The sequence below is a fragment of the Candidatus Binataceae bacterium genome (assembly GCA_035308025.1).
In the GTDB taxonomy this organism is placed as follows: domain Bacteria; phylum Desulfobacterota; class Binatia; order Binatales; family Binataceae; genus JAJPHI01.
Genome location: DATGHL010000051.1, coordinates 13,654 through 27,489 on the forward strand (window position 1 = coordinate 13,654; position 13,836 = coordinate 27,489).

At 63.7% G+C, this 13,836-nt stretch carries 17 protein-coding genes; 8 read left to right on the forward strand and 9 right to left on the reverse strand.

The window, feature by feature from the left end:
- Positions 1-58: 58 nt before the first annotated feature.
- The 3 genes from VKS22_15640 to nadB form a co-directional block, all read right to left on the reverse strand.
- Positions 59-454, reverse strand: a complete 396-nt coding sequence (locus tag VKS22_15640; protein ID HLW72045.1) for a PIN domain nuclease — start codon at positions 452-454, stop codon at positions 59-61.
- A gap of 9 nt (positions 455-463) precedes the next feature.
- Entirely contained in the window at positions 464-658 is a 195-nt protein-coding gene (locus VKS22_15645; protein HLW72046.1) for a type II toxin-antitoxin system VapB family antitoxin, read from the reverse strand.
- 73 nt (positions 659-731) lie between these two features.
- Positions 732-2,417 (reverse strand): L-aspartate oxidase, encoded by a 1,686-nt coding sequence (gene nadB / locus VKS22_15650; GenBank protein ID HLW72047.1) that lies wholly within the window; start codon positions 2,415-2,417, stop codon positions 732-734.
- A 218-nt stretch (positions 2,418-2,635) separates the two neighbouring features.
- Here nadB and VKS22_15655 point away from each other — a divergent pair, with 218 nt between their 5' ends.
- From VKS22_15655 to VKS22_15670, 4 genes are all read left to right on the forward strand, one after another.
- On the forward strand, positions 2,636-2,962 hold the full coding sequence (locus tag VKS22_15655; GenBank protein HLW72048.1) for a rhodanese-like domain-containing protein: 327 nt from the start codon (positions 2,636-2,638) through the stop codon (positions 2,960-2,962).
- 25 nt (positions 2,963-2,987) lie between these two features.
- Positions 2,988-3,794: a carbon-nitrogen hydrolase family protein gene (locus VKS22_15660; protein HLW72049.1), complete on the forward strand. Its 807-nt coding sequence runs from the start codon at positions 2,988-2,990 to the stop codon at positions 3,792-3,794.
- A 117-nt stretch (positions 3,795-3,911) separates the two neighbouring features.
- Positions 3,912-5,078 (forward strand): CoA transferase, encoded by a 1,167-nt coding sequence (locus VKS22_15665; GenBank protein ID HLW72050.1) that lies wholly within the window; start codon positions 3,912-3,914, stop codon positions 5,076-5,078.
- Positions 5,079-5,120: 42 nt separating this feature from the next.
- The gene (locus tag VKS22_15670) at positions 5,121-6,290 is read left to right on the forward strand and encodes a CoA transferase (GenBank protein HLW72051.1); all 1,170 of its coding nucleotides are present in this window, start codon (positions 5,121-5,123) and stop codon (positions 6,288-6,290) included.
- A gap of 41 nt (positions 6,291-6,331) precedes the next feature.
- Here VKS22_15670 and VKS22_15675 read toward each other — a convergent pair whose 3' ends face one another.
- On the reverse strand, positions 6,332-7,351 hold the full coding sequence (locus tag VKS22_15675; GenBank protein HLW72052.1) for an LLM class flavin-dependent oxidoreductase: 1,020 nt from the start codon (positions 7,349-7,351) through the stop codon (positions 6,332-6,334).
- A 148-nt stretch (positions 7,352-7,499) separates the two neighbouring features.
- On the opposite strand from VKS22_15675, the gene VKS22_15680 reads away from it, so the two are divergent.
- Together VKS22_15680 and VKS22_15685 are read left to right on the forward strand one after the other, a co-directional pair.
- Entirely contained in the window at positions 7,500-8,645 is a 1,146-nt protein-coding gene (locus VKS22_15680; protein HLW72053.1) for an acyl-CoA dehydrogenase family protein, read from the forward strand.
- On the forward strand, positions 8,645-9,667 hold the full coding sequence (locus tag VKS22_15685; protein ID HLW72054.1) for an acyl-CoA dehydrogenase family protein: 1,023 nt from the start codon (positions 8,645-8,647) through the stop codon (positions 9,665-9,667). Before VKS22_15680 ends, VKS22_15685 begins: the two co-directional genes overlap by 1 nt.
- Before the next feature lie 2 nt (positions 9,668-9,669).
- Here the strand turns inward: VKS22_15685 and VKS22_15690 are convergent, their stop codons facing one another.
- Complete coding sequence (locus VKS22_15690) at positions 9,670-10,563, reverse strand: cupin-like domain-containing protein (GenBank protein ID HLW72055.1); 894 nt, start codon at positions 10,561-10,563, stop codon at positions 9,670-9,672.
- Positions 10,564-10,676: 113 nt separating this feature from the next.
- Here VKS22_15690 and VKS22_15695 point away from each other — a divergent pair, with 113 nt between their 5' ends.
- A complete protein-coding gene (locus VKS22_15695; GenBank protein HLW72056.1) occupies positions 10,677-10,808 on the forward strand; it encodes a hypothetical protein in 132 nt (43 codons plus the stop codon).
- A gap of 91 nt (positions 10,809-10,899) precedes the next feature.
- Here the strand turns inward: VKS22_15695 and bluB are convergent, their stop codons facing one another.
- On the reverse strand, positions 10,900-11,769 hold the full coding sequence (bluB, locus tag VKS22_15700; protein HLW72057.1) for a 5,6-dimethylbenzimidazole synthase: 870 nt from the start codon (positions 11,767-11,769) through the stop codon (positions 10,900-10,902).
- Between the two features lie 219 nt (positions 11,770-11,988).
- Here bluB and VKS22_15705 point away from each other — a divergent pair, with 219 nt between their 5' ends.
- The gene (locus VKS22_15705) at positions 11,989-12,660 is read left to right on the forward strand and encodes an LOG family protein (protein HLW72058.1); all 672 of its coding nucleotides are present in this window, start codon (positions 11,989-11,991) and stop codon (positions 12,658-12,660) included.
- Positions 12,661-12,682: 22 nt separating this feature from the next.
- Here VKS22_15705 and VKS22_15710 read toward each other — a convergent pair whose 3' ends face one another.
- From VKS22_15710 to VKS22_15720, 3 genes are all read right to left on the reverse strand, one after another.
- Complete coding sequence (locus VKS22_15710; GenBank protein ID HLW72059.1) at positions 12,683-12,997, reverse strand: hypothetical protein; 315 nt, start codon at positions 12,995-12,997, stop codon at positions 12,683-12,685.
- Between the two features lie 69 nt (positions 12,998-13,066).
- A complete protein-coding gene (locus tag VKS22_15715; GenBank protein HLW72060.1) occupies positions 13,067-13,537 on the reverse strand; it encodes a glycine/sarcosine/betaine reductase selenoprotein B family protein in 471 nt (156 codons plus the stop codon).
- Positions 13,538-13,566: 29 nt separating this feature from the next.
- The coding region (locus VKS22_15720; GenBank protein ID HLW72061.1) for a hypothetical protein at positions 13,567-13,836 on the reverse strand (270 nt) is incomplete at its 5' end.

Here is a 13,836-nt window from a genome sequence, read left to right on the forward strand (position 1 = left end):
TATAACAGCCATTAGACTTTTGAACAAGCGGATGATCGAGATTCAGGCCACGCCTTGGCTAGGGGCGGGCGACGCGGAGGGCGAGGTGGCGCTCAAAGGGATCGAAGTCGCGGTCATTGTGGAGCAGCTCGTGCCCCTCGGCGATACAAAATGTCGCGATCAGCGTGTCGATCGTATTGCGGACGGTCACGCCGATCGCCCGCAGCGAGCGGAAGTTTTGCGCGGCGGCAATTGCGATCTCACGGCCGGCCAGCGGCCGAAATTCGAGGGCCGCCAGCAGCCCTTGCGCGCGGCTTAAATCCGCGTCCGAGCGGAACCCTTGCAGCACTTCAGTCAGAATCAGATCCCCGATTAGCAGACGCTCCGTCGATAGCAGGCGGTCCAACAGATCGGTCTCAGGGGTTGCGCGCGCGTTGAAGTAATCGATCCACACCGACGAATCCACGAGCTTCACGAATCGCGCTCAACGATCGCGCCGCATCGCTTGAAGGTCGCCTTCCCACTTGAGCTTGCCGCGCCAGTGGCGAATTTCCTCCTGGCGTTTCAGTTGCACCAGCAGTTCAAGGCCGCGCTGCACCGCTTCACGCTTGGTCGTCGCCCCTGAAAGCCGCATCGCCTGCTTCATCAGCTTGTCATCGATTTCGATGTTGGTCCGCATCTCCGATCCTCAATGTGTATGATAGTGCGTTGCCATACACATCGCAACGGAGACCATGAGACGCGACGGCGGGCTAATGTCGGATTACGGTCGGCGTGAGCCAGTGGGCGTCGTTGTGTTCGGGATAATCGGTCGTGTAGTGCAGGCCGCGCGATTCCTTGCGCGTTAATGCGCAGCGCACGATCAATTCGGCGACCGCCACGAGGTTGCGCAACTCGATCAGGTCCGAGTCGATCCGATGGTCCCAGTAGTAGCCGTGAATCTCCTCGTCGAGCATCCGGATGCGGCGTAACGCGCGCTCGAGGCGCACGTTGCTGCGCACGATGCCGACGTAGTTCCACATCAGGCGGCGAATCTCTTCCCAGCTCTGCGTAATCAGCACGCGTTGCTCGCTCTCGATCGCGTTGCCGGGATCCCACTCGGGAAATTCCGGCGGCGCAGAGCGATCGTGCCGCAGGAGCTCGCGGGCGGCGGCGAACGCTCGCCGGCCCATCACGGCGGCTTCCAGCAACGAATTCGACGCTAGCCGGTTGGCGCCGTGCAGTCCCGTCATCGCGACTTCACCCGCGGCGTAGAGCCGCGGAATCGCAGTGCGCGCCGCGAGATCGGTCGTGACGCCGCCGCACATATAATGCGCCGCTGGAACCACTGGGATGGGCCGCGCCGTCAGATCGAAGCCATAGCTGAGGCAGCGTTTGTAGATATTCGGGAAGCGCTCGCGAATGTAGGCGGCAGGCCGCTGGCTGATGTCCAGGTAAACGCAGTCGAGGCCGCGACGCTTCATCTCCGAGTCGATCGCGCGGGCGACGACGTCGCGCGGCGCGAGCTCGGCGTCCGGATGGTAGCGCTTCATGAACGGCGTGCCGTCGGGCAGCCGCAGGATCGCGCCCTCGCCGCGCAGCGCTTCGGAGATTAAGAAAGACTTCGCGTCGGGGTGATACAGGCAGGTTGGATGAAACTGGTAGAACTCGAGATTGGCGACCGGTGCGCCGGCCCGCCAGGCCATCGCAACGCCGTCACCCGAGGCCACGTCGGGATTGGTCGTGTAGAGATAGACTTTACCGGCTCCCCCGGTCGCGAGCAGCGTCGCCCGCGCGACGATCTTGTGTACCGCCATCGTGGTTTTCTCGAGCGCATAGACGCCCCAGCATGCGCCGGCCCTGCCCTTTGCGGTCTGACTTCGGCCACGCGTCGCAGACACGTTTCGCTCAACGCAGCTCGCGGACTCGCCTGCTCGCGGCGCTTCGCTCCGCTGGTCCGCCCCTTGTTCCACCAGCAGGTCGATCGCGACGTGATTCTCGAGCATCTGGATATTGCGCCGCGCGCCCGCCGCCTCGCCGAGCGCCCGCATAATTTCGCGGCCGGTAAGGTCTTGGGCGTGGAGCACCCGCCGATGCGAATGGCCGCCCTCGCGACCAAGATCGTACTCGTGTTCGCCGCCTTCCTCGACCTTGGTGAAGCGAGTGCCCAGCGCGATCAATTCGCGCACGACGGCGGGACCGTCGCGCACGATCGCCTCGACCGCCGCGCGATCGCACAGCCCGGCGCCGGCGCGGAGCGTGTCGTCGATGTGCGACTCGAAGGAATCGTCGACGCTCCAGACGCTGGCGATACCGCCTTGGGCATAGGCGGTGTTAGCCTCGCTGCTCGCGGCCTTCGTGAGCACGGTGACCGAGCCGGTCTCGGAGGCCTTGAGGGCGAACAGCAGGCCGGCGATGCCGCCGCCGATCACCAGATAGTCGCTGTTGAGGTGGGTCATGAGGATCGCGGGAAAGCAGCGTCGCGCCGCATTTTCAACGCTACGTTACGAATCTGTTAACAGTCAACGCTAACACAAGCGGAGCGCGGGCCGCTGCGCGGATCGAGAGCAAGTCTGCGGGTCGAGCAATCCCCGCAACCGCCGTTGGTCTCGTTGACACCCGTTGGTTCCGCAACCAAGATCGATCATCCATTCTCAAGTAGGGACGTGAAATCACGATGGCTGAAGTAGGCGAACTGGAACCCGCAGAACTCAAGCGCCGGCTCGATCGCGGCGACGCGATCACGGTGCTCGACGTGCGCGAACACGAGGAGCTCCGCATCGCCGCTCTGCCCGGGGCGGTACATATTCCGATGGGCGAAATCCCGTCACGGCTGACCGAGCTCGACCCCGACGTCGAATTGGTCGTCGTATGCCATCACGGGATGCGTAGTGCGCAGGTCGCGCAGTATCTGGCGCGCACCGGCTTCGAGCGCGTGTCGAACCTGAGCGGTGGCATCGACGAATGGTCGGCGACGGTCGATCCCGCTACGCCGCGCTACTGACAGTCGCAACCCCGAGGCCTTGGCAATGACCCATCTTGCGGCCGCGATCCAGATGACGACCTCGAGCGACAAGGCGGCGAATCTCGCCAAGGCCGATCATTTGATTCGGCTCGCCGCCGCGCGCGGCGCGCGACTGGTCGCCCTGCCCGAAGTCTTCAACTGGCGCGGCAAGCGCAGCGACGAACCTGCGGCCGCCGAGCCCCTCGAAGGACCGACCCTCACGCTAATGGCGGGACTCGCTCGCGAGCTCGAAATCCATCTGCTGGCCGGCTCGATCACCGAGCACGCACCGGGCGAGAGCCGGCGCTACAATACCTCGGCGCTGTTCGGCCCGGACGGCGCGCGTCTGGCCGCGTATCGCAAGATTCATCTCTTTGACGTCGATCTGCCGGGCCGCGTGACAATCAAGGAATCCGACGCAAAAATTCCCGGCACGGAAGTGGTTACCGCCGCGACCGCACTCGGCACAGTCGGCTTGAGCATCTGCTATGACTTGCGCTTCCCCGAGCTTTACCGGCGCCTGGCGTTTGCCGGCGCCCGCTTTCTGATGATTCCCAGCGCCTTCACATTCCCGACTGGCGAGGCTCACTGGGATACGTTGATTCGCGCGCGGGCGATCGAGAACCAGTGCTTCGTGATTGCGCCGGCGCAGTTTGGCGCCAACGTCCACGGCTTCAGTGATTACGGCAATTCGATGATCGTCGATCCGTGGGGCCGCGTGCTCGCCCGCGCAGGCGATCAGGAGGGCGTGGTCGTGGCGCCGCTCGATCTTGATTATCTCGAGCGCGTCCGCCGCGAGTTGCCCTCGCTCGCCCACGCCCGCCTCAAGTGATCATTTTAGGGCGGTGGCTTGACGGCGCGCGCGTCCACGCGTTAATCAGGCATCTGATTATCTCACCGGCGCTCGCGCGCATCGACCCGTTCGAGCGCATCGAGAAGGATTGGAACAATGGCTGAAGGACCGCTGGCAGGGTTTCGGATTCTTGACCTGACGCAGGTGGTCTCCGGCCCCTTCGCCACGCAAACGCTTGGCGATCTCGGCGCCGACATCATCAAGGTCGAGCCGCCCGCCGGCGATTTGACACGGAGCGTTGGCGTGCCGCGCAAAAAAGGCGTCGCCGCAGGCTTTCTGGTCTTCAACCGCAACAAACGCAGCATCGTCATCGATCTCAAGCAGAGCCGCGGCGTGGACCTGGTGAAGATGCTTGCAGCGCGCTGCGACGCGATCATCGAGAACAACCGGCCGGGGGTCGCCGATCGTCTGGGCATCGGCTATGCCGACATCCGCAAGGTCAACCCGAAGATCGTCTACTGCGCGATTCACGGCTTTGGCGCCAAGGGTCCGCGCGCCGACGCGCCCGCCTTCGACCCGGTGATTCAGGGCCACAGCGGGATGGCTGCGCTGCAGGGCAGCGGCGGGAAGCCGGTCGCGGTGCGGATGGCGCTCGCGGATAAAATCAGCGGGATGACCGCGGCGCTGAGTATCGTGGCGGCGCTACATGCCGCGCGCAACCGCGGCGTTGGGCAGTACGTCCGCGTCCCGATGCTCGACGCGATGATGGCCTTTGCCGCCAACGATACGATGATCGGTTATGCGTTTGTTCCCGAGGACGAATTCAAGAATCAGGTCCCCAACAGCCTGAGCATCGAGCCGTTCCGCACCAAAGACGGCTATGTCGCCATATCGCCCTTCACCGACGCGCAATGGCAGCGCCTGACGGCTGGCGTCGGCCATCCCGAGTGGTGGCAGATTCCGGGTCGCCGCGAGCGGATCCGCACATGCCTGAAAGGCTTCGCGGAACTATTTCCGCAGCAGGAGACCGCGCATTGGCTCAAGATCCTCAAGGAATCGGATTGCCCTGGCGGCCCGGTCCATTCCTACGAGACGTTGTTCAGCGATCCCGAGGTCGTAGCCAACGAAAGCTTTACGACCTATGAGCATCCTGAGGCCGGTCCGGTGCGGACCCCACGCCCCGGATGGCGTTTCAGCGAAACGCCGGCGCGCATCTCGCGGCGCCCGCCGTTGCTCGGTGAACATACCGAGGAGATCTTGCGCGAGGCGAATATCGCGCGCGAGACGATCGAAGAATTGCGCGCCGACAAGGTAATCATCTAGCCCGCCAACGGGCGCGCCGGATCTTCACAAGGGGACACCGAAATGGCCGACGGACCGCTCGCTGGATTTCGCATTCTCGATCTCACTCAGGCCGTCTCCGGACCCTTCTGCACGATGCTGCTTGGCGATCTCGGCGCCGACGTCATCAAGGTTGAAGCGCCGACCGGCGACACCACGCGGCTGATCACGCGGCCCGGAAAGAATGGTGTGGGCGCCTACTACCTGATGTTCAACCGCAACAAGCGCGGCATCGTGATTGATTTGCGCCAGGAGCAGGGGCGCGATCTGGTGCGGCGGCTCGCCGGCAAATGCGATGCGATGATCGAGAATAACCGCCCCGGCGTTGCCGATCGGCTCGGCGTCGGCTATGCGGATGTCCGCAAAATTAACCCCAAGATCGTCTATTGTGCGATCCACGGCTTTGCGCCCGATGGCGAGATGGCCGACGCGCCCGCATATGATCCGGTCATCCAGGGTTTTACCGGAATGGCGGCCATTCAGGGTGGTCCGGGCGGCAAGCCCACGGCGGTTAAAACCGTGCTCGCCGACAAAATCAGCGGCCTGACCGCAGCAATCGGCATCGTCGCCGCGCTGCACGCCGCCCGCAGCCGCGGCGTCGGCCAATACCTCCGTGTGCCGATGGTCGAGGCGATGCTGAATTTCGTCGCCAATGACACGATGGTCGGTTACGCCTTCATTCCGGAAGACGAGTACAAGCATCAGACGCCGAAGAATGGCAGCCTCGATCCGTTCCGCACCAAAGACGGCTACGTCAGCATCGCGCCGTATACTGATGATCAGTGGCAGCGCTTGCTCGCCGGCGTCGGACATCCCGAGTGGTGGGACGTGCCGGATCGGCGAGAGCGGCTGCGCACCTGTCTGCGCGGGATCGCGCAACTCTTCCCCGAGCGCGAAAGCGCGCATTGGCTCAAGGTTATCGAAGAGGCGGATTGTCCCGGCGGGCCGGTCCACACCTATGAAACGCTCTTCAGCGATCCCGAGATCGTCGCCAACGAGAATTTCACCATCTGGGAGCATCCGCAGGCCGGAGCGGTACGGACGGTGAATCCTGGGATGCGCTTCAGCGAGACGCCGGCAAAATTCCGGCGCCGCCCGCCGGCGCTCGGCGAGCATACCGAGGAAGTGCTGCGCGAGGCCGGCATCCCGCTCGAGCAGCTCGCGGAGCTGCGCGCCGATAAAGTGATCAACTAGCCTCGTCCGCGCCGCCGTTCACTCAGTCGCGCACTGCGCAATCAGTCGTGAAAATCCGGCATCACCTCGCGCGCGAAGAGTTCGAGCGATCGCGTTGCGACGCGCGGATCCATCCCGGGCAGTTGCGACGCCATGATGAAGTGCGTGCAGGCATACTCGGCGCGAAACTTCTTGAGCTTGGCCGCGACTTCCTTCGCTGTTCCGATCATCAGTCCCTCGGCGATCGGTGAATCGCGCAAATCCGCCGGCGAGTTGATCTTCCACACCTCTTTGTCGCCCGCGGCGTCGTTCGCCTCGGCGAGCCATTGATCATAATGCGTCATCATGTAGTGCAGATGCGGCGCGGCCTCGCTCCATGCCTGATCGGCGGTCGGCGCCAGATGCACCGCGCGCAGTTGCGCAACGTTGAATTGTTTCGGATCGCGGCCGAGCTTCCCGAGCGCCGCATGATACGGGATCGCCGGATCGGGGCCGAGCGTCGCGAGCAGGTGAAAGCCCATTCGGGCCGCGCGTTCGGTCGCCTTCGCGGTGCGGCAGCCGACCCAGATCGGGGGGCCGTCTTTCTGCACCGGGCGTGGATAGAGTGTCATGCCGGTGACGCGATTGTATTTGCCCGCGAAGCTGACCTCGCGCTCGGTGAAGAGCCGATGAAGCAAATCGAGCCCTTCGTCGAGGCGCGCCGAGCGCTCGGGCCGCGGAATGTTCAGCGCCTGAAATTCCTCCGCGCGATAGCCCTGTCCGACGCCGAGATCGAAGCGGCCGTTGGACAGGATATCCACCGCGATCGCGTCTTCCGCCACGCGCACCGGATTATGAAACGGCAGCAGCAGCACAAAAGTTCCGATTCGTATGCGGTTGGTGCGCACGGCGATCGCGGCGGCAATCGGCAGCACCGACGGATTGTAACCGTCCTCGACAAAATGATGCTCGGTCAGCCAGGCATTATCGTAACCCAGCTCTTCGAGCCGCACGATCGCGTCTAGATGGGACTTGTAGAGCGCTGGTTCCGGCTGACGCCAGGCCGACGGGTTGCGAAAATCGTACATCACACCAAACTTCATTGCGACACTCCGGATTGATCTTCAGGCTGGATTGATTGGATTAAGCTCTAGCCGCGCGGCCGGACCCACGTCAACGCCCACGAACCCGATGTGATTGCGTGGGGACGGCCTTTCGGATACTCCATCCCAAGTTATAAGGTGCCGTGAAATGAAAACGCCGCAGTTCGACGTCAGTTCGAGTTACCCGGAGTTGGAGCCGGTCCGCACCGCAATCCGCGAGTTCCTCGCCGCCGACCCGGCGATGAAGACTCCACATGCCGACTCCTGGAGCCATTTTGACGCCGCCTTTAGCCGCCGACTCGGCGCTGCCGGCTTTATCGGGATGACCTGGCCTAAACGCTACGGGGGCGGCGAACGCAGTTCGCTCGAACGCTATGTCGTCGTCGAGGAGCTCTGCGCGGCCGGAGCGCCCTCGGCGGCGCACTGGATCGCCGATCGGCAGACCGGCCCGCAGATCCTGCGCTTCGGCACCGAGGAGCAGCGCGAGCGGCTCCTGCCCGCGATTGCGCGCGGCGAATGCTATTGCGCGATCGGGATGAGCGAGCCCGAGAGCGGCTCCGACCTCGCCAGCGTGCGCACGCGCGCCACCCGCGACGGTGACGGCTGGGTGATCAACGGGCGCAAGATCTGGACCTCGTACGCCCATCAGTCGCACTACCTGCTCGCGCTCTGCCGGACTGGCACAGGCCCCGAGGCCACGCGGCAACAGGGCTTGAGCCAGATGCTCATCCCGCTCGACACCCCGGGCATCTCGCTGCGCCCGATCGTCAACATGGCCGGTAAGCACGATTTCAACGAAGTTCTGTTCGAGGATGTCCACGTTTCGGCCGATTCAATCCTGGGACAGGAGGGCGCCGGCTGGTCGCAGGTAATCAGCGAGTTGGCGTTCGAGCGCAGCGGCCCCGAGCGCTTTCTCTCGTCGTTCGTTTTGCTCGAAGCTTTCGTCGCGAGCGCGCGGCGCACACCGTCGCCCGAGCAGACCACCCTGATCGGTTCGCTGATCGCGCGACTGGTGCCGCTGCGCGGGATGTCGATGGCGGTCGCGGCCCAGCTCGGTCGCGGCGAGTCCCCGAACTTCGAGGCCGCACTGGTCAAGGAGACCGGCTCGATGTTCGAGCAGGACATTGGCGAGCGACTGCTCGGTGAAATCGCAGAGCAGGCGGATCCGGGTTCCACCCGACATCTCAATCGCCTGTTCGCCGAGACGGTGCTTTCCGCGCCGTCTTATTCACTGCGCGGCGGGACCCGCGAAATTCTGCGCGGGATCATCGCGCGCGAGATGGGGCTGCGCTGATGAACGATCTGGCGCTGATCGAAGAAACCGCCCGCCGCACCATCGTTGACGCGCTCACGCCGGAGCTAGTCGAAGCCGCGACGCGCGGAGTCTGGCCCGCTGCGGTCTGGAAGCGGCTCGAAGGGCAGGGGATGATCCAGCCCGCCGCATTGACTGGCGACCCTGGCGAGGCTTTCGCGATCGAGGCGGCCCTCCTGCGCGCCGCCGCATCGACCGCCGCGCCGATCCCGCTCGCGGAGATGGCGATCGGCGGATCGTTGCTTGCCGCGCAAGGCTTCGAGCCTCCTGCCGGAGTTCTCACGCTTGTAGCCTTCGCGCCCGGCGAAGAACTCACGCGCCACGGCGAACGCGTCAGCGGAATCCTCGAACGCGTGCCTTGGGCGCGCGATGCCTCGGGGGTCGTCGCGATCGCGGGCGGCGATCTCGTCCTGCTCGATCCGAAGTCCGGTGAGATCGTTGCGGGCTCCAATCTTGCGGGGGAGCCGCGCGATACGGTTCACTTCAAGGCGGTGCAGCCGCTAGCCGTCGGCGGTCCCGTCGCGCGCGAACAAATTTTTGCACGCGGGGCGGCAGCGCGCGCAGTGCAACTTGCAGCCGCCGCCACTCGCGTCCTCGAGATCACGGTCGAGTACGCAACTCAGCGCCAGCAGTTCGGACGGCCAATCGGCAACTTCCAGGCAATTCAGCATCAGTTGGCCGCGGCCGCCGGCGAGGTCGCTTCCGCTCGCGTCGCGGCGCAACAAGCGTATCAAGCGCTGGCCACCGACGAGGGTGCACTGTTTGCTTCCGCGATCGCGAAAACTCGCGCGGGCGACGCCGCCGGCGCGGTCGCGCGTGTCGGCCATCAGGTGCACGGCGCGATCGGCTACACGATGGAATACCAGCTCCAGCGCTTCACCCGGCGCATCCAGGCTTGGAGGGGTGAATTCGGCACGTCAGGATTCTGGACCCGCCGGGTCGGCGAGATGGTGCTGGCGGCGACTAACCGTTCAGCGTGGTCGATCGTAACGTCAGGGTTCTGATTTTAGACTTTCGCGTCGGAGCCGCGGTCAGCCAACCGGTGTGAGGTCTCGAGCGCCGTCCGGACTATTCGCAGAAGATGCAGATAGCCGGCGCGCTTGAGTTTTGCCCGCGGTGACAGCGCGCGGCACTGTTCGCGGATAAACGCCGACCAGTTCGAGGCGTTTGCGATATTGAACGATACCGTGATGCAGGGCATCTCGATTTTCGTCGTATGCCACCAGCCGCCGGGCACGAAGATGGTGTCGCCTGGACCAAGCTCGCATTCGTAACGGACCGCCTTAGGAAATAACTGAAACCGCTCGAGGTCGGGGCGCTCGAGGTCTTCGATCAAAGAAAGATTCGGAATGTTCTCCCACGGATACAGGTACGGCGTGTCCGCGGGCGCATACATCATGAAGCGCTTGCGCCCGTAAATCTGCATCAGGAATGCATGAGTCCTGCCCAAATCGTAATGCAGATGCGGAAAACCCATCCCCGGCCCGCCGATGTAAAGCTGCCACGAACCTTTACGGAAGTCGCGATGCAGCCCCCAGGAAAACGGCCCATCAAGCCAGTTCGGCGAGCAGTAGATCGGATGAGGCTCAATATCCGCCATGAGCTCGGGGACCAGACGATCAATATCCTTGTTGCGCATGTAAGGAGTTTTGGCGCGCGCCGGATCCAGTACTCCCGCGACCACTTCGCGCAGCGTGTATGAGCGTCCTTCGATCTCGACGGTGCGATCACCGTGCTGATTCGCGAAAAACTCCGGCGTCCATTTCGTCAACGCCGGCCAGTCTTTGATCGCGTCGGTCAGAATGACCGGCTGTCCGGCATTCAGGTAGCGGCGTTTGAAATCGTCATAGGCGAGGCCGCGCTCCCTGACGACGGCATTTCCTTCCGGTCGCTTTTCCATCGCCGTCACTTATGAAATTGTTCCACTTTCGCTCAACTCAACACAAGCAAGTTAGTCAAAGGCTGGATTTCGGCTACGATTAAGCCGGCCACCGGGCTACAATTTCGCAGGTTATGCAACGCTTGGTCGATTCCGATCATGGGCCCTTTCGGGACGGCCTGGGCCGTCACGGCTTCAGCTTTGCGCACACCCTCTGCAATCATCCGCTGTTCGAGGATGTAACCGTGGTATACGAGATCGACTAAGGGCCAAGGTTTCTCGCATTTCAAGGCGGTGTCACGATGACTGACGAAGTATTGAAAATTGAACGCGCGGAGAATCATGTCATGCTGATGCTCAATCGGCTGCTCGCGGATCTGTCGTTGGACCGCGCCGCTGACGGTGATGCTTAGACGCGAAGGCGAAGGCGAAATGGCGGCGAAGCGGCGCCGTTAGCTGGTGCGCGGGAAGATATTTCGCCAGATAGCGGATTGGCGCACCATCCGCGCGATCTCGCTGTTCGCTGCCGCGCCCTCGTCGCGCCACGACTCGAAATGGAGCAGGCGTCGCGGGGGTATGCGCGGGGCCCATCCCGCGGTTTCGAGGATCGGCCGGCGCGGGAAGGACTTCGCGTAGCCGACGCAGAGATACGCGACCGCTACGATCTTGCGCGGAATGGCGAAGATGCGCTTGAGCCTCGCGATTGCGCAGGATACTGACCCAACCGACTCCCAGCCCCTCAGCGCGCGCGGCGAGCCACAAATTACCGACGGCGAGACAGGTCGAATAAAGCTCGACGTCAGCGATACCGGTTTTGCCGAGCACGCCGGGACCGAAGCGCTCGCGTTCGCACGTGACGATGATATTCAACGGCGCTTCGATAATTCCCTCGAGCTTGAGCGCAAGAAACTTCTCGCGGCGGGCGCCGGAGAACTGCGCGGCGTTTTTGATCCGCTCCTCCTCGAACAGGCGTTTGACTGCGCGCCGCCGTTCGAGATCACGCACGATGATGAAGTCCCATGGTTGCGTGAAGCCGACGCTGGGGGCGTGATGGGCGGCGACGAGTACGCGCGCGAGCACGGCGTCGGGTATCGGATCGGGCCGGAACGCGCGGACGTCACGGCGGCGAAAAATCGCCTCGTAGAGGCCGTGGCGCGCGGCCGGGGCGAAGGCGTCGCGGTCGCGCTCGCGAGTTGATTTGGGCTTTGCTGACAAGTTGACTTTCATTTTCCCGTGCGAGTGCGAAAAAGGTGACAGCCATTCCGGTGGCGCGCAAGTTAGCGCGCGCACCTCGTCTGCTCGCCGCACGCCCTGATGCGCGCATACCCGACGCATCAACGTTAGACGCGCCGCGCGCCGAGCAGGCAGCTTCGTTCTGAGCCAAGCCGAAGGAAGTCCGCGAGCGGCGTTCGGATAAGGTATATGATGTTCGCGGATGAGAGACGTATGAAGCGTGAAAACGGGCGTTCAGCGGCCAACCACAAGCATCCGCGGCCGCGAAAGCCGGAGCGCGGGTCGCCGGCGCGGCCAGTAATTACGGTTTTCGGCAGCGCACAGGCGCGGCGGGGTGGGCGACTCTATGCCGAGTCGCAGCGTATGGGCGAGCTGCTGGGCCAGGCCGGCTTTGACCTTATGACCGGCGGCTACGACGGCGTCATGGAGGCCATCAGCCGCGGCGGCGCGGAGGCCGGGGCGCATGTCACCGGCGTCACCCTGGACCGCTTTGGCAGTGTCGTCAACGCGCATGTGGTCGACGAAATTCGGACGACGAATTTTTACGAGCGCTTCACCTGGCTGATTGATCGCGCGGACGGCTACGTCGCGATGCATGGTGGAATCGGCACGCTGGCCGAGGTGGTCTTTGCCTGGCAGGAGCTGGTGGTCGGCACGCCGGGCGCTCGGCCGCTGATCCTGGTTGGCGAGCGCTGGCGGCGGCTGCTGCGGGTCTTTCGTGACAACCTGATAGCGCCCGCCAAAATCTACGGCGCGCTGACGGTCGTCGCTACGCCGGAAGCCGCGATTAAGTTATTGGCCGCGCATTTCGCGGGGGCGGGAATTGAGCTTAGCGCGCGCGAACGACGTCCCCGGACCGGCTCCAGATCGGCGGAAGCCGGCTAATCGCGGATCGCTCGAACGCCAGTTACCTGGCGTCGGCAAAGCGGGCGCGGCGCTCAGCTTCGATCAGATCGGCATCCTCTTTTTCGGGCCGTGGCGCCAGGAAATTGCCGGTATAGTCAGTCTGTTCCCAGCCGCGATCGTTGGGATCCCACACGTAGCGCAGTTCAATGATTGTGCCTGGATGCGTAATGGTCTCGAAGGCGCGCATCGCGTCACGCACGATCGTGCGCTGCAGCTCGGGCTGATGCGGCTTGCCGGTCTGATGCCCGAGCGGGAAATTCACGAAGACCGCGCGCGGCGGGTTCACCGCGCGCGTAATATCCAGCGCCGAAGTCATACACAAAGTAGGAATTCCTGCCGCTTCGACAACCCGCGCGATCAGTCCAACGGACTGATGGCAGACAGGTCAGGCGGGGACGAGATAAAAGGCGTCGATCCGCGCCCGTTGCAACTCATCCGCGATCCGCGGCGCAAGCTCGGTGCGAACTTTCCGTGACGAATAAATTCCGCCCATGAAGCTGTAAGCCGGATCTGCAAGTTCGCCGATCCTGCCTTCGGCCTCGAGCTCGCGCATCCGTGCGAGCGGAAAGACGCAGTTATGGTCGGCTTCCGCGTCGGCGGTGCGGTAGCCGAAATGCCAAATATCGAGATCGTTTTGAGTCGCGCTTTTCGGAATCTCACGGTAGCTCGCGTCCTCGCGATGAAAACGCGGCTGGTCGCGATAAAGCAGGCCGCCCGAGGTCATCAGCGCGACGCGGCATTGCGCAATCGGCTTGCGCAACGGCGTCCATGGCGGCGGATCTGCGTTCACCACCCACTTGTAGGGAGCGTACTGCTTGTAGAGTTCGCGCGTGCGTGGAATGTATTCGACCGGCATCGCAGCCTCCGTTATTCGCGCTCCATCGTTCAGGCCGCGTCGGGCGGGAACAGCATCCTGCCGGCGTGGAACTCGCGCGCGACGAGATCAATAAAGCCATGGCGCACGGGCCATTCCAGGCGGCTGTCGCGCCAGTGAATCCGGCCATCGGGGCCCTCAAATTCCGCCGCGATATTGTGGACGCCCTGCCACGCTTTCGCTGCGCGCTGGTGGTCCGCTGCAACCGCAGGAATTGCGCGCATCCGCTCCATCCAGGCGGCGACTTGTGGCAGCCCGGCGAGGTCGATACGCATCGTCCG

Bases quoted from the DNA above. Each gene is read 5' to 3' on its own strand.
- VKS22_15695 (HLW72056.1), top strand. From the start codon at position 10,677: ATGCAACGCTTGGTCGATTCCGATCATGGGCCCTTTCGGGACGGCCTG.
- VKS22_15645 (HLW72046.1), bottom strand. From the start codon at position 658: ATGCGGACCAACATCGAAATCGATGACAAGCTGATGAAGCAGGCGATG.
- VKS22_15705 (HLW72058.1), top strand. From the start codon at position 11,989: ATGAAGCGTGAAAACGGGCGTTCAGCGGCCAACCACAAGCATCCGCGG.
- VKS22_15690 (HLW72055.1), bottom strand. From the start codon at position 10,563: ATGGAAAAGCGACCGGAAGGAAATGCCGTCGTCAGGGAGCGCGGCCTC.
- VKS22_15660 (HLW72049.1), top strand. From the start codon at position 2,988: ATGACCCATCTTGCGGCCGCGATCCAGATGACGACCTCGAGCGACAAG.
- VKS22_15710 (HLW72059.1), bottom strand. From the start codon at position 12,997: ATGACTTCGGCGCTGGATATTACGCGCGCGGTGAACCCGCCGCGCGCG.
- VKS22_15665 (HLW72050.1), top strand. From the start codon at position 3,912: ATGGCTGAAGGACCGCTGGCAGGGTTTCGGATTCTTGACCTGACGCAG.
- VKS22_15680 (HLW72053.1), top strand. From the start codon at position 7,500: ATGAAAACGCCGCAGTTCGACGTCAGTTCGAGTTACCCGGAGTTGGAG.
- nadB (HLW72047.1), bottom strand. From the start codon at position 2,417: ATGACCCACCTCAACAGCGACTATCTGGTGATCGGCGGCGGCATCGCC.
- bluB (HLW72057.1), bottom strand. From the start codon at position 11,769: ATGAAAGTCAACTTGTCAGCAAAGCCCAAATCAACTCGCGAGCGCGAC.
- VKS22_15685 (HLW72054.1), top strand. From the start codon at position 8,645: ATGAACGATCTGGCGCTGATCGAAGAAACCGCCCGCCGCACCATCGTT.
- VKS22_15655 (HLW72048.1), top strand. From the start codon at position 2,636: ATGGCTGAAGTAGGCGAACTGGAACCCGCAGAACTCAAGCGCCGGCTC.
- VKS22_15675 (HLW72052.1), bottom strand. From the start codon at position 7,351: ATGAAGTTTGGTGTGATGTACGATTTTCGCAACCCGTCGGCCTGGCGT.
- VKS22_15715 (HLW72060.1), bottom strand. From the start codon at position 13,537: ATGCCGGTCGAATACATTCCACGCACGCGCGAACTCTACAAGCAGTAC.
- VKS22_15670 (HLW72051.1), top strand. From the start codon at position 5,121: ATGGCCGACGGACCGCTCGCTGGATTTCGCATTCTCGATCTCACTCAG.